Raw genomic sequence first — 18,739 nt, forward strand, 5'->3', positions numbered from 1 at the left:
CCCGCTATCGCGGTGGCAGGGCGCCTTGTACGCGCACCGGTACGTGCTTCGCCGACGAGCGCACTGCCGACGTCGATCGCGGACGCCGGGTTCACCACCAGATATTCCGACAACTGACGGAAAGAGGGCCATGACCGTCACACCGCTCGCGCTCACCCGTCCGGCGTCGGTGACCGACGCGTTCCTCCAACGGCTCGTCGCCCGCGTGCCGGGCTCGTCCGGCGCCACCTGGAAACTCACCGAGGTCTACACCGGCGACGTGCTCGTCGAGCTGCCCCAGTCGACCCCCGCCGACATCGAGCAGGCGTTCACCACGGCACGCGCCGCGCAGGAGAAGTGGGCCGCCACCCCGCTCAAGCAGCGGCTGGAGGTGTTCAAACGGGCGCACACGCTCTTCGTCGACAACGCGCCGGCCGTCACCGACCTCATCCAGGTCGAGAGCGGCAAGAACCGCCGGATGGCGATCGAGGAGACCTGCGATCCGGCGATGGTGATGAGCCATTACCTCACGCGGGCCGCCAGACTGCTGGCGCCGGCGAAACGCGGGGGACCGGTCCCGTTCCTGACGACGTCGACCGAGATCAGGCAGCCCAAGGGCGTGGTCGGGATCATCGCGCCGTGGAACTTCCCGTTCGCCACCGGCATTTCCGACGCCGTCCCGGCGCTGATGGCCGGGAACGCGGTGGTGCTGAAGCCCGACAACAAGACCGCGCTCTCCCCGCTCTACGGCGTCGAGCTGCTGGAGCAGGCCGGGCTGCCGAAGGGGCTGTTCCAGGTGGTGTGCGGCGAGGGCCCGGACGTCGGCCCCACGCTCATCGGCGAGGCGAACTACGTGATGTTCACCGGTTCCACCGCCACCGGCCGGGTGATCGGCGAACAGGCCGGCCGCAACCTCATCGGCTGCTGCCTCGAACTCGGCGGCAAGAACCCGATGATCGTGCTCGAAGACGCCGATCTGGACGAGACCGTGCAGGGCGCGATCTTCGGCGCTTTCGGCAACACCGGGCAGATCTGCATGCACATCGAGCGGATCTACCTGCCGGAGTCCCGCTACGAGGAGTTCAAGAGCGCGTACGTGGCCAAGACCAAGGCTCTCGACGTCCGCGCCGCGTACGACTTCGGGCCGGACATGGGCTCGCTCGTGTCCGTCGACCACATGACCCGGGTCAAGTCCCACGTCGACGACGCCGTCGCCAAGGGGGCGACCGTCCTTTGTGGAGGAAAGCCGCGGCCCGATCTCGGCCCGGCGTTCTTCGAGCCGACGATCCTCGAAGGCGTCACGAAGGACATGCTCTGCGGCGTCACCGAAACCTTCGGACCCGTTGTCGCACTGCACAAGTACCGCACGGTCGACGAAGCCGTCGCGCTCGCCAACGACACCGAGTACGGCCTCAACGCCTCCGTCTGGGGCGGTGACCTCGGTGCCGCGCGTGCCGTGGCCGCGCGGATCGAGTCCGGCAATGTCAACATCAACGACATCCTGGCCACCGCGTACGCCTCGAAGGGGACGCCGTCCGGCGGAGTCAAGAACTCCGGCGTCGGCGCCCGCCACGGGGACCAGGGTCTGCTCAAGTACACCGACGTGAAGAACGTCGCGGTGCTCAAGAAGCAGGTCATGGGTCCCCGCGGTGGCCAGACCTACGAGAAGTACGTCGAAGGGATGCTCTCCGGGCTGAAACTCATGCGGCGTCTGCGCATCCGCTAAACCTCGTCGGTGTGCTGCGGCGCGGCCAGCACACAGGCGATGCTCAGCACGCACATCCCGATCAGCAGGCCGATCGCCGGCCAGACACTGCCGGTCGCCTGGAACAGCAGCGTCGACACCAACGGCGAGAGGCCGCCGAACAGGGCGCCCGCGAGCTGATAGGACAGCGAGATGCTGGTGTAGCGCGCCCGCGGGCGGAACATCTGCGACAGGATGGCGGCGATCGGGCTGTAGGTCGCCGTCATCGCCAGGCGCATCGCCACGAACGCCGCGATGATCAGCACCGCGTTCTTGGTCGAGAGCACCAGGAACTGCGGCGCCGCGAGCACGGCGACCCCGACGAGGCCGATGACGACCACCCGCACCCGGCCGAAGCGATCGCCGAGCCAGGCCGCGCCGAAGCTCACGGCCAGTTCCACGAAGGCCGCGATGGTGAGCGCGTTGAGCACCAGCGATTCGGAGACGCCGACGGCCGGATCGGTCGCGTACGCCGTCGCGAAGGTGGTGACGAGGTAGTAGCCGCCGACCGCGACGGGCAGCACGCAGATGCCCAGCAGGATCGGCTTCCAGTTCGTCCGCACCGCGTACAGGATGGGCACGCCGGTTTCTTCGACGGTTTCCTCGAAGACCGGTGATTCCTCGACTTTCAGCCGCACGATGAGGCCGACGCCGATGAGCAGGACGGACGCGAAGAAGGGGATCCGCCAGCCCCAGGTGGCGAGCCATTCCGTGCCGCCGGTGCTCAGCAGGCTGAACAGGCCGGTTGCCAGCAACGCGCCCGCGGGGTTGCCCGCCTGCGCGAAGGCGCCGTAGAACGTCTTCTTGTCCGGTGGCGCGTGTTCGACGGCCATGAGCACGGCGCCGCCCCACTCGCCGCCGACGGCGAGCCCTTGGATGAACCTGAGCACCACGAGCAGAATCGGCGCCCACGTGCCGATCTGGCCGTAGCCGGGCAGGCAGCCGACCAGGAAGGTCGCCACGCCCATCATGGTCAACGTGACCACGAGCGCGGTCTTGCGGCCGACCCGGTCACCGACGTGCCCGAACACGATGCCGCCGAGCGGCCGCGCGAAGAACCCGACGGCGTACGTCGCGAAGGCCGCCGCGACGCCGGTCAGCCGGTCGCCGGTCGCGGGGAAGAACACGGTGCCGAAGACGAGGCTCGCGGCCGTGGCGTAGATGTAGAAGTCGTACCACTCGATCGTGGTGCCGACGAAGGCCGCGAGCCCGGCCCGGCGGGCACGGCGGAGTGACTGTGTGTCGGTTCGGACGGTCATCGGGCCACCTCGCCGTCGATCCAGGTTTCCAGCACGCCGATGCCCGCGATCCGGCTCGGGTCGCAGGTCAGGGGATTCTCGTCCAGCAGCACGAAATCCGCGCGTTTGCCGGGGGTGATCGAGCCGAGGTCGCGTTCCCGGCCGAGCACCCGGGCGCCGGCGATCGTATGCGCGGCGACGGCCGACCGGACGTCGATCAGCAGGTCGTCCCCGCCGAGCCGGTGGCCGCGGCGGGTCGTCCTGGTCACCGCGGTCTGGATGGCTTCGAGCGGATTCGGTTCCGCGACCGGGGCGTCCGAGCTCAGCGTGACCGGCACGCCCGCGGCCTGGAACTCGCCGAGGGGATTGAACCGCTCGCCGGGGGTGCCGACGGCGTCGGTGACGCCTTCGCCCCAGTTGTAGTAGTGCTGGGGCTGGTTGACCGGGTGGACGCCGAGCGCGGCCATCCGCTTGATCTGCTCCGGGGACGGCAGCCCGCAATGCTCGATGCGGTGCCGGGCATCGGGCCGGGGATTCCGCTGCTGCGCGTCCTCGATGGCGTCGAGCACCATCGCGATCGCATCCGGGGACTGGGCGTGGGTCGCGGTCTGGAGCCCGGCCTCGTGAGCCTTGTCGATGAGCGCGGAGTAGTCCTTCGGGTCGTGGTAGAGCTGCCCCGTGCGGCACGGATCGCCGACGTAGCCGTCCGGGAAGTACGCGGTCCAGCCGCCGAGCGTGCCGTCGGCGTAGAACTTGATCCCCGCGAAAGCGAGGCGAGTGGTGCCGAAAGCGCCGTGCAGTCCCATTTCCAGGGCCTGGTCGAGCAGATGGGACAGCAGGTACATGTGGACGCGCGTCTTGAGCAGGCCGGCTTCGTCCAGTCGTAGGTACATGTCGAACTCGCGGCGTGTGACCTGGGCGTCGCCGATCGCGGTCACTCCGGCGGCGAGGAACTTCTCCTGCACGGCGGCCAGCTGCCGCGCGTGCTCCTCCGGCTCGTCCTCGAGGTGGAAGTTCGGCCCGTGCCGCCCGACCTTCACCCCGGTGACCCCGGTCAGGATGTTGCACGCGGCGTCCGAGAGCTCCCCGGTGAGTTCGCCGTGCTCGTCACGGAAGAACACCCCGCCGTCGGGATCCGGGGTGTCCCGGGTGACGCCGTTGCGCCGCAACGTGAAGCTGTTCACCACACCGCCGTGCCCGCTGGCGTTCATGAGGTAGACCTCGCGATCGTCGGCGACGGCGTCGAGTTCTTCCTTGCGGGGATGGCGTTTCTCGGCGAGGTTGCGGTGCTCGTAGCCGTAACCTCGGACGGGCCTTCCCGCCGGGGTGTTCTCGGCCGCCTCACGCAGCAGCGCGACGATGGCGGGGATGGTCGACGCGCGCTCGGGACCGCAGTCGGCCCAGGTCATCATCTGCCCGTACATCAAGGGATGCGCGTGCGGATCGACGAATCCCGGCAGGAGTGTGCCCGGCAGCCGTCGCACCTCCGGATCGGGACGGCCGAGGCTCGCCGCGCGGGCACGGCATTCGTCCAGGGAACCGACCGCGGCGATCTCCTCGCCGAACACGAGGACCGCTTCCGCGCCTTCGGTGGCGTCGTCGACGGTCACCAGCTCATCGGGACGCAGGATCGTCGCTCGCGCGTCGAGGACTGAACGATCGAGGGGCAACAGGCGCATCGGGCGGACTCCTGGGGTTTTCGACGGTGAAGTGGGGCGACGGTAAGCGACGAAAACCGTCAGCGCAATCAGATCGGTCGTGTACGGATAGTGTTCACGATCGATCTGCACGCGATCATGAATACAACGTGCAATCTCGGCTGTTCTTGGCGTGTTTCCGCTGGTGATATGGTGCGTCTCGCCGTCGGAAATTCAGCAGAGGAGATCGTCGTGGACGACGCGCTGGTCGCGGCTTTGCGCACGGACGGCCGGATGAGCGTCGCCGATCTGGCCAAGCGCGTCGGAGCTTCGAGGTCGGCCGTGTCCGCTCGGCTGGAGCAACTGAAGGCTGACGGCTCGCTGAATGTGGTCGCGGCGGTCCATCCCGAGTTCCTCGGCCTGACCGCGTACGCGCATCTCGCGATCCGCACTTCGGGCCGCTCGCAGGCGACGACGGACGCCATCGCGGCGCTGCCCGCCGCGGCGTTCGTCTCCGCGGTGAGCGGGGATCACCAGACCGTCGCCGAGCTGCGCCTGCCCGACTCGCCCGAGCTCTATCGCACGGTGGCCGACATCCGCGGCCTGCCGGAGGTGGAACAGGTCAACACCCTCGTCTACGTGGACGTGGTCAAGGGGCTGTTCATGCCCGGCCGTCCACTGCCGCCCTGGTTGCGGCTCGACGACCGCGACCTCGCGATCATGCTGCGGTTGCAGGCCGACGGGCGGGAAAGTTACGCGCGCATCGCCGAGCACGTCGGGCTGTCGCCGTCGGCCACGCGCACCCGTGTGCGCTTCCTGGTCGAGCACGACGTCATCCGCATCGCGCCGGTGCTCAGCCGCGCCCGGCCGGACGCCGGCCTCGTCTGCGGGATCGGCCTGAACGTGCGGGGCGCCGGGGATTGCGTGACCGCCGCGCTCGCCGCGCGGGAGGACACCGAGTTCCTCGCCAGGACCATCGGCCGGTTCGACGTCGTCGCCACCATCGCCGCGCAGTCCGCCCGTGCGCTCGACCGGGCGCTCGAAGAGATCAGCGGCAGGCCCGACGTCGTGACCGCGGAGACGTGGGTCCACCTCCGCATCGCCAAGGAACGCTACGAGTGGCCGCTGCCGGCCGCGGAGGAGCTCGCTCGGCGCTAAGCGCTGTCCAGCAAGGCTTTCCGTATCTCGGTCTTGAGTACCTTGCCGATCTTGGACCGGGGGAGATCCGGCCAGACCAGGATCTCCTTCGGCGTCTTGATGCTGCCCAGCCGCTCCTTGACGGCGGCGCGGAGTTCTTGCGCCGCCGCCGTCCTCCCGGAGTGCAGCTGGACCACGGCGGTGATCTGCTCGCCCCATTTCTCGTGCGGCAGGCCGATCACGGCGCAGTCCTGCACCGCTTCGTGCGCCATGAGCGCCTGCTCGACCTCGGCCGAGTAGACGTTGAAGCCGCCGGTGATGATCATGTCCTTGGCGCGGTCGACGATGTAGAGGTAATGGTCCTCGTCGAGGTAGCCGATGTCGCCCGTGTGATGCCAGCCGTGCGCGCTCGCTTCCGCCGTCGCGCCCGGATTCTTGTAGTAGCCGAGCATCACCAGCGAACCGCGGACGACGATCTCGCCGCGTTCGCCGGGCGGGAGCAGCTCGCCCGTGCCGGACATGATCGCGACCTGGGTGAGCGGCGTGGGCCTGCCCGCCGAGGTGAACCGTTCCAGGGCAAGGGATCCGTCGGGATGGACGTGCTCGGCGGGGGCGAGGGTGGAGACCATCATGGGGGCTTCGCTCTGCCCGAACAGCTGCCCGAAGACCGGGCCGATCCGGGTGATCGCTTCGGCGAGTTTGGTGGCCGACATCGGCGCGGCGCCGTACCAAAGGCACTGCAGCGACGAAAGATCGGCGTCGTCCAGCGCCGGAGTGTCGAGCAGCAGGTAGATCAGCGTCGGTGGCAGGAAGGTGTGGGTGATCCGGCGGCGTTCCACCAGCGCGAGGAACTCGCCGAGATCCGGCGAGGGCATGACGACGATCTCACCGCCAAGGGTCATGACCGGGAAACAGAGCACGCCCGCCGCGTGTGTCAGCGGCGCCAGCGCCAGATAGCGCGGGCGCCCGGTGAACGGGTAACTCATCAGCGTGAGCGCCGACATCGTCTCCACGTTGGTGCCGCTGAGCATCACCGCCTTGGGGTGTCCGGTGGTTCCGCCGGTGCCGACGAGCAGGACCATGTCGTCCGGCGGCGTTTCCTCCCAGGGCTCGGCGCTGCCGAGCCAGTCGGAAAACGGGACGGCGCCGGGCATCGAGCCGTCGAGACAGACCACCGTGGTCAGTTTCGGCAGCTCGGGAAGCATCCGGGAGACGAGCGGTGCGAAGGACTCCTGCACCAGAAGGCAGGTGCAGTCGAACAGGTCGAGCAGTTCCCTGTTCTCGGCGGCCTCGTTGCGCGGGTTGACCGGGCACCACACGGCACCGGCCCGGCTGATCCCGAAGACACAGCCGAACGACAGGGGATCGTTCCCGGACAGGATCGCCACTTTGTCGCCCGGCTTGACGCCGGACCGGGCCAGCGCCCGCCCCACTTGCCACGACAGCTCCCGCACTTCGCCGTAGCTGAGGGAGGTGTCACCCATGGTCAGGCAGGGTGCAGCCGAATCGAGTGAAGCGCCCTTGTCGAGGTAGTCGGTCAGTCGCACGCGCTCGTCCTTCCGGTCAGTCGTGGACGGTCAAGACCGGATTCGAAACCAGCCCGAAGCTTCGTAGCACGCCGAGCAGTTCGCGGTGGCCGAAAGCCTGGCACCCGGAGGCGAACCCCACGCGCTTCGGCGGCTGTCGCAGCAGAGAGTAGGCGCCATGGGCCTGCATCAACCCGGTCTGCTTGTAGTTGCAGGTGCCGTGGATGACACAGTGCGCGCGGCCCAGCGGTCCCGAGGCGTGCACCGAATCCAGCGACGTGTTGAGCCGCTGGTTCTCCCGCGGCGGCATCTCGTCCCGTACCGCCGCGGCCTGCTCCTCCAGCACGCGCATCTTCTCGTCCAGCGGCAGGTCTTTGACCTGTTCCAGCACGGCCGCGACGATCTGCGGCACCCCCTGCATGAGCGCGCGGTCGAAGACTCCGCCGACGGCCTTGACGTTGGCCACCCGGGCGTCGTTCTTGAACCACACCGGATGCGAGGTGCCGCCCCAGGGCAGGGCCAGCCCGGTTTCGTGATGACCGGGCACGGTGACGTCCTGCAGTCCGCCGTCGGCCGGCCAGGGCCGGTACTCGTTCTGCTCGAGGTAGTACGCGGCGGACAGCGCGGCGTTGACCAGGATGGTCTTCGTCGAAGCGACCGTGGGATAACCCTTCCAGAACACCAGGATGTCCAAAGTGTCCAGTCCGGGCGTCTCCAGGCACAGGTTCGCCGCGATCTCGCCGGTGGTGTACATCTGCGCGATGCCGGGAGAGAGCAGCAGGCCTTTCTCGGCCATCCGCGCGCCGTAGCGCTCTTCGGCGGCGATCAGCCAGTCCTGTTCGCCGGTGGTGTCGAGGTAATGCGTTCCGGTGCGCAGGCAGGCTTCGACGACTTCGTGGCCGTACTCGCTGAACGGGCCGACGGTGTTGCACACGACCTTGGCGTCGCGGAACAGTTCGGTGAGCGCTTCGACGTCGTGCGAGACCTCGACGACCTCGTGGTCGATGGTGTCGAGGCCGGGCACGTGGTCGATCGCCTCTTGGATACGGGCCTTGTCCCGACCGGCGGCGACGAACGGGACGTTGTACTCGCGCAGGTATTCGCAGATCAGCCGTCCGGTGTAGCCGGAGGCGCCGTAGACCACGACGGGCTTGGGGCTGCTCATGGTGTTTCCTTTCGGGTTCGTGCTGTTCACATGCCCATTCCGCCGTCGACCGGGAGCCCGGCGCCGGTGATGAAGCGGGCGGCGTCGGAGGCGAGGAACACGACGGCGTCGGCCATGTCGGAGACCTCGCCGAGCCGTCCGGCCGGGGTCTGCCCGATGACGGCGCCGATGGCCTCTTCGACGCTGGGGAACAGGCCGACCTCGACGACGTCCTGCGCGAGCTGATTGCCCATCCGGGTGGGTACGAGGCCGGGATAGACGCAGTTGACGCGTACGCCGTAGCCGAGCTTCCCGGCCTCCATCGCGGCGACCCTGGTGAGCCGGTCGACGGCCGACTTCGTCGCCGAATAGCCCGCGATACCGGGGAAGGCGATGGTCGCGGCGACCGAGGCGATGTTCACGACGGCGCCGCCGGTGCCCGCGGGGCCGCCGGGCCGCATCGCGCGGAAGGCGTGCTTCACGCCGAGGGCCGTGCCGAGCACGTTGACGTCGAGCATCTTGCGCACGTCGGCGGGGTCGAGGTCGGCGACGAGCCCGGTGATCTCGACCCCGGCGTTGTTCACCACGATGTCCAGCCCGCCGAGTTCGCCGATGACCGCGGCGACCGCCTGCTCCCAGCTCTGGTCGTCGGTGACGTCAAGCCGGACGAAGCCCGCGTTGGCGTCCTTCTGCTTGATCTGGTCGGCGGTGGCGCGCCCGAGATCCTCCTGGACGTCGCCGATGACCACCGAGGCGCCCGCCAGCGCCAGCGCTTCGGCCATTCCGGCGCCCAGGCCCTGCGCCCCGCCCGTGACCAGGGCTTTTCGGTCCGAAAGGGCGTACGAACCCATGGACTTCTCCTCCTTGAGACGGTCCGCGGTTGCGGTGTGGGTCACATCCTGAGCCCGTTTTGGACAGTCGTCAAGATTTTCTTGGACAGTCGTCAAGAATTCGGCGACGCTAGACTGTGGGACCCGCGGCAGGCGCGGGCTCCCGGACCGGACAGGAACTCGTGGTGACCGAGACGAGCGAGCGGATCGCACGCCGGAGCGTGGACAAGTTCGCCCAGCGGCGGGCGGAACTGGCGGAGTCCGCGCTGCAGGCGTTGTCCGAGTTGGGGTACGCGAGGACGAGCCTCCGGAAGATCGCGCAGAAGTCGAACTTCTCGCACGGAGTGCTGCACTACTACTTCAGCGACAAGGTGGAACTGCTGACCTACGCGGTCCGGAAGTTCGAAGAAGTGTGCGTGACCCGCTACGACGAGGCCGTGGCCATGGCGCGGTCGGCCCAGGAACTCGAGCGGGGCTTCGGTGTCGCGATGGCGGACACGCTGCGGGCGGACGCCGTGATGCACCGGCTGTGGTACGACCTGCGGAACCAGAGCCTGTTCGAGGCCGCGTTCCGCGCCGACGTGCTCGACATCGACACTCAGCGGCAGGCGATGATCTGGCGCGTCGTGGAGCGCTATGCCGAACTCGCCGAGGCGTCGCCGGTCGTGACGCGAGCGGTTGCTTATGCCGCTTTCGACGGCTTGTTCCAGCAGGCGTTGCTGCACCATCTCGCCGATGGTCTTGCTGAGGACGCCGGGGCGCTGCTCAGGCGGCTGGTCTCGTAGGTCCGTTCGATGGCTCCTTGGTGTGGAGCCCATCGAACGGCTTCTTCTAGTCTGTGGCGTTGATCGCCGTGCCGTCGTAGAGGAGAGCTCCGGCGCTGTCGTAGACCCGGACCTTGAGCTGCGTCATTTCCGTTCGCGAGTCCGCCAGGAGTCGCTCGAACTCCGCACGGCCTTCGTCGGAGTCGGGTTCGTGGCTTTCCAGCCTTCCCTTCGCGTCGCGGAGGCTGACCATGTCCACGGCTATTTCCGCCGCGAAGGTGCCGTCCACGATGTCGGCTTCGGCCACCGTGCCGTCGTTCGCCCGCAACTCCAGTCTGGCCGCATCACGGGTGAGTGCGCCCAGCAGCCGGACGGGCCGGCCGTTGTAGGCGGGCATCCACTGCCATATCGAATACGGGCGATCGGTGAAATCCTGGGCTTGGCCTTCGGATCGCAAGTTCAGCCACCTGCCTCTGCCGTTCTCGAGAACGCAGATGCCGGTGGATCCGTCGTCGTTGTAGGCGAGGAGCGCTCCGTGTTCGGCGGCGGCTCCGACCCTGGCGCCGGGATGCCATCCTTGGCGGGACGGTAGAACATCTGTCGAGCCGCGTGCCGTTTTCTCGGTGACGGTGGCGGCGAGTGCTGATTCGAGCTGTGCTGCCGGTGAAGTCACTGCGTGCTGTTCTCCTTCTTGTCGGAACATGTCCGGTTCACTGTCGCTTCGGTTCTTGCCGGGCGCATCGGGGAGATTCCCTGAGTTCCGGTGATCGGTGTCGCAGGGGTTGCCAGGGTTGAGAGTAAGCGCTTACTCGGCTTACTTGGATGGTGGTCTTCGTGGTCGGGTCATGCCCCCCCCCTCGCTCGGCTCATCCCTCATGGCGCCGCACTTCGGTCACGCGAGCGCAAGAAGCGACGTGGTCAAATCACTCTTCAGTGTTGGATATTCCTTTTGGCGGTTGCTTAAAATTACGAACGCTTGTTCGATTTATTGCGGTATTCTTGAGGGGTGCCCGAGACCTTTCTTCCCGAGTTGCCGCAGGAACTGTGGCGCGCCGGCAAGCTGGAGCTTGCCCATGGCGTGCAGCAGTCTCTGCGAATGATTCGGATGGCTACCGCCGGTTTGGGGCAGTTTCTGGCGGAGATCGAGTCTCGTGGTGCGAAAGACTTGTACGGATATGGGTCGACGGCCGCTTGGTTCGCGGATGTGGCGGGGCTGTCGCGCGGTGAGGCGCGTCCGGTGGTGGCTCGGGCGATCGCGTTGAACCCGACCCGTGCTTTGGATGGCACCGAGGTTCCTGCTGTGGCACCGGCTACTGCCGTTGTCGCCGCCGAAGGCTTGGTGGGGGATGAGCGGATCGATCAGATCCTGGAGATCTTGAAGAAACTCCCTGCCGACACCTCCGCGGAGGATCGGGCGAGTGCGGAGAAGATTCTCGCCACCCTCGCCCGCGACGCCGGTCCCCGCCAGTTGGCGGACGCTGAAGTGAATCTGCTCGGCTTGCTGGATCCGGACGGGAATGAGCCGAAGGATCCGGAACCGAAGGAGCCGCGCCGGGAGATCACCCTGGAGCGCCGGAAAGACGGGTTCTGGAAGCTGACTGGTCTGCTCGATGACGAGACCGGTGCCCGCACCGCGGCCGCGTTGGAGGCGTATGCCCAGCCGCGGCCGGTGGACGAGTTCGGCCAAGCGGATCTGCGGATGAAATGCGAACGCCTGGGAGACGCCTGGGCCGACATCCTCGACCTGGCGATCGCGTGTCCCGATCAGCCCGGCACCAGCGGCTACCGCACCCTCGTGAACGTCACCATCGGACTCGACGAACTCAAAACCGGCCTCGGGACCGCGTGCCTGGATTTCGTGGGGACGATGACCGCCCGCGAAGCCCGGCTGGCGGCCTGCGACTGTCTGATGTTGCCCGTGGTGATGAGTGCCGCCGGAGAGCCTCTCGATGTGGGACGGCTGCGGCGGTTCGTCACGCCAGGCCAACGACGTGCGTTGAACATCCGCGACGGGGGTTGCACATTCCCCGGGTGCCACCGGAAGCCGAAGCACTGCCACGCTCATCACATTCACCATTGGGCAGATGGTGGCCCGACGGATCTTCGGAATCTGGTGCTGCTGTGCGGTTTCCATCACCGGCTGATCCACCACGGCGACTGGGAAGTCCGCATGGCGGCTGACGGGTTACCGGAATTCATCCCGCCCCAATACCGAGATCCGCTCCGACAACCCCGCCGCAACACCCTGCACCACCGCTGAACCCCGAGGAGCCCGCCAGCCACACCGGCGACGGGCCCCTCGTCATGCGCACGCCCCGATGCTCCGTGAAGGCCTCCTTCCCTACCCTGAGGGTTGGCAAGGAGGCCTTCACTACCTACGCGCGTCCCACGCGCAGCAGCGGTCACACCGGTCTGATGAGTGCGACTGTCGTTCGCTCGGTGTCTCCAAGCGGCTCCCGCGATGCCCGGCTGCGGCAACTGCGCAATCCCTGACCGCCGAACGTCAATTCCGAGCATGGGAAACCTCGTGACCCGCCCGTAGTTTCGGCGCTGTGCCCGATATCGAACCCTTCACCATCCGCGTGCCCGATCGCGAGCTGGCCGACCTCCACGCTCGCCTGGCCCGGGTGCGCCTTCCCGAAGCCGAGACGGTTTCCGACGCCACCCAGGGGATCGAGCTGGCCCGGTTGACGGCGTTGCTCCGGGCGTGGCGGGAACACGACTGGCGGGCAAGGGAGATCCGGTGGAACACGATTCCCCACTACCGGACCCGGATCGACGGTCTGGAAATCGGGTTCTGGCATGTCCGTTCGCCCGAGCGCACGGCGCTCCCGCTGATCCTGACCCACGGCTGGCCGGGTTCGATCCTCGAATTCGAAAAGGTGATCAGACCGCTCAGTGATCCGGTGGCCCACGGCGGTTCCGCGAGCGACGCCTTCGACGTGGTCGTGCCTTCGTTGCCGGGCTTCGGTTTCAGCGAACGGCCCAGCGAGCGCGGCTGGCACCCTGGCCGGACCGCCCGGGCTTGGGCCGCTCTGATGAGCGCGCTCGGCTATCGGCGGTTCGGGGCCCACGGCGGGGATTGGGGTGCCGTCGTCAGCACGGAACTGGCGCGCCAGGTTCCCGAACGGGTCGCGGGCCTGCACCTGACGATGCCCTCGGCGTCGCCGTTGCCGGAGGACCGGACGGCGCCGAGCGCACCCGAACGACGCATGCTGGATCGGCGTGATCTGCACCTGTCCGACGGATACGGCTTCGGAATGCTCATGGGCACGCGCCCGCAGACGCTCGGCTACTCCCTGCTCGATTCGCCGTCGGGGCTCGCCGCGTGGCTCGGCGAGAAGTTCGCCGCCTACGCCGACGACCGGCCGGAGTACGGCGGCGGGGTGAGTTTGGCGGAGCAGGTCGACAACATCGCGCTGTACTGGCTGACCGGCACCGGTGCTCCGAGCGCTCGCTGGTACTGGGAGGCGATGCGGTGGGTGCCGCGCAGCGCGGAGGAGGAGAACGCGCGGCCGGTGACCGTGCCCGCCGCCGTGTCGCTCTTCCCCGCCGACCCGTGGCCGACCGCGCGACGCTGGGCGGAGCGCCGCTACCGGAATCTGCACCGGTGGACCGAACTCGACCGCGGCGGGCACTTCCCGGGACTGGAACAGCCGGACCTGCTGGTCTCCGAGATCAGGGAAGCATTTCGGGACCTCCCGGTAAACGGTTAAAAACCCCCGACCTTCGGAGGGGATACATCGGGAGCGGGTGCTCCTACCGTCGGAAGCCGACCGAAACCCGGTGAGGAGCACCTCTATGAAACTCGTGCGCATGATGGGGCTGGCCGTGGTGACGGCCTCCGCGTTGGTGTTTTCGATGACGGCGGCGTCCGCGCACGATCCCGAGACGGCGGAGGGGCAGGCCGCGGCCCGGACCTTCCTGGCCGACCACGTCCCGGCGGAACGGCACGCCGTCACCGGCACCGCGGCGGGTGTCCCGTGCGTCAACGGCATGGCCGACAAATACCCGTGCAAGAACGTCGACCTGCTCAGCGTGCTTCCGTTGTCCGGCCTCGGCGGCGGTAACGGCAATGACATCTGGGGCTGGACCGACCCGTCGTCCGGCAAGGAATACGCCATCGTCGGGCGGACCAACGGCACCGCGTTCGTCGACCTGAGCGTCCCGACCTCGCCGAAGTTCCTCGGCAACCTGCCCTCGAACGGCGGCAGCAGCTCGTGGCGGGACATGAAGGTGTACAAGAACCACGCGTTCATCGTGGCCGACTTCATCACCGGGCACGGGATGCAGGTGTTCGACCTGACCAGGCTGCGCACCGTCACCACACCGCAGACCTTCACCGCCGACGCGCTGTACCGGGAATTCGGTCCCGCGCACAACATCGCCATCAACGAGGAGACCGGTTTCGCCTACGCGATCGGCTCCAACACGTGCAGCGGCGGACCGCATATGGTCAACATCCAGAACCCGAAGGCGCCGGCCAAGGCGGGCTGCGTGTCGCAGGACGGCTACACCCACGACACTCAGTGCGTCGTCTACCGCGGACCGGACACGGCGTACAGCGGCAGGGAGATCTGCTTCAACGCCAACGAGGACACGCTGACCATCGTCGACGTCACCGACAAGGCCAGGCCGGTCCAGATCTCGCGCAAGGGCTACTCGGGCGCGCAGTACTCGCACCAGGGCTGGCTGACCGGCGATCAGCGCTATTTCCTGCTCGACGACGAACTGGACGAGTCGCGCGGCACCGACAAGCGCACCAAGACCTACGTCTGGGACCTGGCCAAGCTGTCCGCCCCCGTGCACACCGGCGTCTACAGTTCGCCCGCCACCGCGATCGACCACAACCAGTACGTCAAGGGCCAGTACTCCTACCAGGCGAACTACCAGGCCGGTCTGCGCATCCTGGACGTCAGCGGCGTCGCTTCGGCACGGTTGTCCGAGGTCGGCTATTTCGACATCTACCCGGCGGGCAACGTGGCGAGGTTCAACGGCGCGTGGAGCAACTACCCGTACTTCTCCAGCGGCATCGTCATCGTCAACGGCATCGAACAGGGCCTGGTCGTGGTGAAGCCGAACCTCGGCGGCAAGTGACCGGAGGGCAGGCGTGCGCAAGCCCCGGTTCACGGATTGGTTGTTCCTCGCGCTGGCACTGGTGATCGGTGTGGCCGCGGTGTCCGTCGCGCTCCGGCCGACACCCGGCTCCGCGCACTCTGCCCACCGACAGCCCGTCGTGACGGCGGATCTGCTTCCCGCCGCGCACAGCGACGGGCTGTCGGAGGCGGAAAGCGGGTACCGGTTCGAGCGGGTGACCACGCCGGCCGTCCGGGGTCCCGAGGTGCCGGTCGCGTTCCGGATCCTCGGGCCCGACGGGCGGCCGGTCACCCGCTTCCTGGACAACCAGACCAAACAGATGCACTTCTTCGCCGTGCGCGACGACATGAACGTCTTCCAGCACGTGCACCCGACGCTGGACGGCGACATCTGGCACACGAGCCTCGCGCTGACCGACGGCGGCGCCTACCGGATGTTCGCCGAGTTCGTGCCGCTCGACACCAAGGATCCGAAGCATCCGGTGGTGCTCGGTGTCCCGTTCACCGTGCCGGGCGACACCACCTTCGTTCCGGTGCCCGCTCCGGCGGGCGACACCGTGACGCCCACGGGATACCGCGTGGCGCGCGTGGACGGGGAGGCCCGGATCCCGGCGATGCGGGCGCAGGTCCTCCGCTTCGCTCTCCGCGGCCCCGACGGCGCGCTCGTCACCGCGGTCGACCCGCACCTGGGTGCCAACGGCCATATGACCGGATTCCACACCATGCTGTTGTCGGCCACGCACCTGCATCCGGTGCAGCCGCTCGGCGCGGCGCTCGTCGACGGCGAACTGACCTTCCACTCGCTGTTCTCGGAACGCGGGGAATATCGGCTGTTCCTCGAATTCTCCCACGGCGGGCGCGTGCACACGGCGGCCATCACGGTCGCGGTGGACTGACCGGAACGATTTCCGCGATCTTCGGCGCCGCGCCGCCCGGAGACCAGAGGAGCCGGACCTTGGCGGTCACGATGCCTTCGGCGGGCAGTTCCGTGTAGCCGCCCGACATCCTGCCGATCGTGAGCCAGCCACCCGAGGCGTCCGCGATCTGGACGTCGGCGCCCGCGCCGGCTTCCGCCGCCAGGACGACGACCTTGTCCAGCGGTTTCGGCGCGGCGGCCGTGACGACGAGCGCGTCGCCGGGCATCGGCGCCGACGCCGCCGTGTAGAGCGAATCGGCGTTGTTGTCCGCGGCGGCGGCCAGGTTCGCCCCCGCCGGGGCGCCGGTGACCGTGTACCGGGGACTGTCCGGTGTGGACACGGTGAACTCCCGGACCACGACCCAGAAGGTTTGCGGGCCGGTCGTGCGCACGCGGACGAACCTGGCCTCGGCACCTTCGGGGAGATCCGCCGAGATAACCGGCTCCGTGACCGCTTTCACCGTCGTCCAGCGTGTGCCGTCGGCGGAGTATTCGAGGACGCCGTCGTGGACGAAGTCGTCCGGACTGGTCGGCTTGCCCATCGCGATGTCCACATGGGACACCCGCTGGGCGGTGCCGAGGTCGACCCCGATGGTGTCGCCGACGCGCGGGGCCCAGTCGCTCCAGTAGTAGGTCTCGGGATCGCCGTCGACCATCCTGGCGGGAACGTTGTCGGTGTAGGTCCCCAGCGACGTAGTCGGCCGCGGCCGGATCCCCGGCAGGCCGAACCAGCGGTCGGCGGTGGCCAGCGCGCTGTCGAGGAACGGCACGCAGACGTCCGTGCAGGTGCTCGGATTGCGCGGCCCGCGCGAGGTCGGGACGCGGATCGCCTGCGCCTTCTTGAGCGCGGCGACGAGTTCCCCGCGCTCGGCCCAGGCTTTCGCACCGTCGCCGTCGAACTGCGCCAGCAGCATCTTCACCGCGTGCTTGCCTGCCTGGCCGTAGAGCCCGACCTGGTCGAGCCACGGCCCGACTTCGGCGAGGAAATTCGGGTTCGAAGCCATCCCGCGTCGCAGATCTTCGGGATCGGAGGCCATCGCGGTGAGATAGTGATCCAGTTTCGCCGCCGCGCCCCAGGGATCCTTCTTCTCCAGCGCGGACCAGAAAGCGGTGAGCAGCGGGCGCAACACCGGTGAATCGGGATCCGGCTTCCCGGTTTCGAGCCGGACGAGCAGGCTCGAATAGTTGTTCTCCGCGAACACCTTCAGCGCCGGCGCGGCGGGCCCGCCGAGGTCGGCGATGGCGGCGAGCCAGGATTCGTCCGGGTCGTAACGATCCGGGTTCCACAGGAAGTCGCCCGAGGTGAACTCGGCGATCTTGGACGCCTCGGCCTGCACCATCGGGTTGGCGGTGATCCCGGACAGGTACTTCGCGACCCCGGGCTCGCGGCCGATGTACGGGCCGAGCAGCAGACGTTCGGTAATGTAGTCGTTGACCGGGTAGTTGTCCCAGATCAGGATGTCGTGCCCGAAGACCTCTTTCGCCTGCCTGGCCTGCTTTTCGGTGATCTGCCCGGCGATCACGCCGACCCCGGTCCACTCGACGATCACCGCCTTGTCGAGCTGGGTGCGCAGCGCGGTCTTGTACGGGGAATCGGCGAGGTCGTAGTACTCGGTCGGGACGGTCTGGAGCCGCTCGACATCGGGATGGGTGGCGATGAAGTCCTGCTGTACCCGGTTGAGCAGGAACGACTGCGCCGCGCCCGCGGCCGCGCCGCCGGTGCCGAACTTCGCGGCGTCGGCGTCGCAGTTCCAGCGGGTGTAGGAGATGTCGTCGAGCGGAATCGCGAACGACCGCACCCCGACGTCCCACAGTGACTGGAACTTCGTGACCAGCGCGTTCTTGTCGGCGTCCGAGGAATAGCACACCGAAAGACCGGGGGAGAGGGCGTAGGTGAACTCGACGTGGTTCGCGGCCGCGCGGCTCACCAGATCCGAGAGGAGGGCGAGTTGCTCGGGCGGGTACTGGTCGCGCCAGCGGGCGCGCAGGAACGGGTCGTCCTTCGGGGAGTAGACGTACATGTTCTGCTTGGTGCGGCCGTAGAAGTCCAGCTGCGCCAACCGATCGGCGTGTGACCACGGCGCGCCGTAGAAGCCCTCGATCACGCCGCGCAGGGGTGCCGCGGGCCAGTCTCGCAGGGTGAACGCGCGGCTCTTGCCGGAAGCGAAGAGCTGCCGGAGCGACTGCGCGGCGTAGAACGTCCCTGAAGTGTCCACACCGGACAGTGCGATCACGCCGCGGTCGGCGGCGAGGACGTATCCGCCGGGCGACAGACCGTCCGGGCCGTCGACGCGGAGCGCGGCGAGCGCGAGCGCGGTCGCCCTGCTTTCGGTCGGGCCGCCGACGAAGACGACGAGCCCGCCGTTGCCGCGTTCCCGGTCGACGGCAGCCTGGTCGTTGTCGGTGATCTTGACGATGGTGCTCGCGCCCGCCGCGCGAAGGACCTGGTCCACGACGGCGAGCGCGGAGGGATCGGTGCCCGCTCCGACGACTTCGACGACGGTGCGCGGAATGGTCACCAGACCCGGTCGCGGTGTCAGCTGCTGGGGTGTCGGCCACAGCCGGGCCAGTGGTGGCCCGGCGGCGGGGGCCGCGCTCGCCGGTGCGAGGACGGCCACCGCCACTGCGGTCACCAGCAACGTCACCGGGATGAGTCGGAGTACCCATCGGAAGGACATCGGCGGCCCCCAAAGCGTCGATCAACGACGGTCTGCGAGCAAGGAAACAC

The 18,739-nt window shown here is 68.2% G+C and carries 14 protein-coding genes; 7 read left to right on the forward strand and 7 right to left on the reverse strand.

What is annotated here, in order from left to right; genetic code table 11:
* The first annotated feature begins 130 nt into the window (after nucleotides 1–130).
* Nucleotides 131–1,705, forward strand: coding sequence for a succinic semialdehyde dehydrogenase (locus tag AC0685_RS20615; protein ID WP_478227018.1), 1,575 nt, complete (start codon nucleotides 131–133; stop codon nucleotides 1,703–1,705).
* Here the strand turns inward: AC0685_RS20615 and AC0685_RS20620 are convergent.
* Both AC0685_RS20620 and AC0685_RS20625 read right to left on the reverse strand, forming a co-directional pair.
* The gene (locus tag AC0685_RS20620; RefSeq protein ID WP_478227019.1) at nucleotides 1,702–2,982 is read right to left on the reverse strand and encodes an MFS transporter; all 1,281 of its coding nucleotides are present in this window, start codon (nucleotides 2,980–2,982) and stop codon (nucleotides 1,702–1,704) included. The genes AC0685_RS20615 and AC0685_RS20620 overlap by 4 nt on opposite strands.
* Nucleotides 2,979–4,640 carry an amidohydrolase gene (locus tag AC0685_RS20625; protein ID WP_478227020.1) on the reverse strand — a complete coding sequence of 554 codons (1,662 nt, stop codon included), beginning with the start codon at nucleotides 4,638–4,640 and terminating at the stop codon, nucleotides 2,979–2,981. Before AC0685_RS20625 ends, AC0685_RS20620 begins: the two co-directional genes overlap by 4 nt.
* Nucleotides 4,641–4,850: 210 nt before the next feature.
* Between AC0685_RS20625 and AC0685_RS20630 the strand changes: the two genes are divergently transcribed.
* The gene (locus AC0685_RS20630) at nucleotides 4,851–5,756 is read left to right on the forward strand and encodes an Lrp/AsnC family transcriptional regulator (protein ID WP_478227021.1); all 906 of its coding nucleotides are present in this window, start codon (nucleotides 4,851–4,853) and stop codon (nucleotides 5,754–5,756) included.
* On the opposite strand, the gene AC0685_RS20635 is transcribed toward AC0685_RS20630, so the two are convergent.
* From AC0685_RS20635 to AC0685_RS20645, 3 genes are read right to left on the reverse strand one after another with little or no spacing between them, the layout of a single operon-like run.
* Nucleotides 5,753–7,282 (reverse strand): AMP-binding protein, encoded by a 1,530-nt coding sequence (locus AC0685_RS20635; RefSeq protein WP_478227022.1) that lies wholly within the window; start codon nucleotides 7,280–7,282, stop codon nucleotides 5,753–5,755. The two genes, AC0685_RS20630 and AC0685_RS20635, sit on opposite strands and share 4 nt — an antisense overlap.
* 16 nt (nucleotides 7,283–7,298) lie before the next feature.
* The gene (locus AC0685_RS20640; RefSeq protein ID WP_478227023.1) at nucleotides 7,299–8,426 is read right to left on the reverse strand and encodes a DUF5938 domain-containing protein; all 1,128 of its coding nucleotides are present in this window, start codon (nucleotides 8,424–8,426) and stop codon (nucleotides 7,299–7,301) included.
* A gap of 26 nt (nucleotides 8,427–8,452) precedes the next feature.
* Nucleotides 8,453–9,256, reverse strand: coding sequence for an SDR family NAD(P)-dependent oxidoreductase (locus tag AC0685_RS20645; protein ID WP_478227024.1), 804 nt, complete (start codon nucleotides 9,254–9,256; stop codon nucleotides 8,453–8,455).
* A gap of 164 nt (nucleotides 9,257–9,420) precedes the next feature.
* Here AC0685_RS20645 and AC0685_RS20650 point away from each other — a divergent pair, with 164 nt between their 5' ends.
* The gene (locus AC0685_RS20650; protein WP_478227025.1) at nucleotides 9,421–10,020 is read left to right on the forward strand and encodes a TetR/AcrR family transcriptional regulator; all 600 of its coding nucleotides are present in this window, start codon (nucleotides 9,421–9,423) and stop codon (nucleotides 10,018–10,020) included.
* A 46-nt stretch (nucleotides 10,021–10,066) separates the two neighbouring features.
* Here the strand turns inward: AC0685_RS20650 and AC0685_RS20655 are convergent, their stop codons facing one another.
* Complete coding sequence (locus tag AC0685_RS20655) at nucleotides 10,067–10,672, reverse strand: hypothetical protein (RefSeq protein ID WP_478227026.1); 606 nt, start codon at nucleotides 10,670–10,672, stop codon at nucleotides 10,067–10,069.
* A gap of 333 nt (nucleotides 10,673–11,005) precedes the next feature.
* Between AC0685_RS20655 and AC0685_RS20660 the strand changes: the two genes are divergently transcribed.
* The 4 genes from AC0685_RS20660 (at nucleotide 11,006) to AC0685_RS20675 (ending at nucleotide 15,991) form a co-directional block, all read left to right on the forward strand.
* Nucleotides 11,006–12,259 carry an HNH endonuclease signature motif containing protein gene (locus AC0685_RS20660; protein WP_478227027.1) on the forward strand — a complete coding sequence of 418 codons (1,254 nt, stop codon included), beginning with the start codon at nucleotides 11,006–11,008 and terminating at the stop codon, nucleotides 12,257–12,259.
* A 292-nt stretch (nucleotides 12,260–12,551) separates the two neighbouring features.
* Nucleotides 12,552–13,715, forward strand: coding sequence for an epoxide hydrolase family protein (locus AC0685_RS20665; protein ID WP_478227028.1), 1,164 nt, complete (start codon nucleotides 12,552–12,554; stop codon nucleotides 13,713–13,715).
* 85 nt (nucleotides 13,716–13,800) lie between these two features.
* Nucleotides 13,801–15,096 (forward strand): choice-of-anchor B family protein, encoded by a 1,296-nt coding sequence (locus tag AC0685_RS20670; protein WP_478227029.1) that lies wholly within the window; start codon nucleotides 13,801–13,803, stop codon nucleotides 15,094–15,096.
* Nucleotides 15,097–15,109: 13 nt separating this feature from the next.
* Nucleotides 15,110–15,991: a hypothetical protein gene (locus AC0685_RS20675; RefSeq protein WP_478227030.1), complete on the forward strand. Its 882-nt coding sequence runs from the start codon at nucleotides 15,110–15,112 to the stop codon at nucleotides 15,989–15,991.
* On the opposite strand, the gene AC0685_RS20680 is transcribed toward AC0685_RS20675, so the two are convergent.
* On the reverse strand, nucleotides 15,972–18,656 hold the full coding sequence (locus AC0685_RS20680; RefSeq protein ID WP_478227031.1) for a beta-N-acetylglucosaminidase domain-containing protein: 2,685 nt from the start codon (nucleotides 18,654–18,656) through the stop codon (nucleotides 15,972–15,974). The genes AC0685_RS20675 and AC0685_RS20680 overlap by 20 nt on opposite strands.
* Nucleotides 18,657–18,739 lie beyond the last annotated feature (83 nt).

Source organism: Amycolatopsis sp. NPDC043889, from assembly GCF_056435645.1.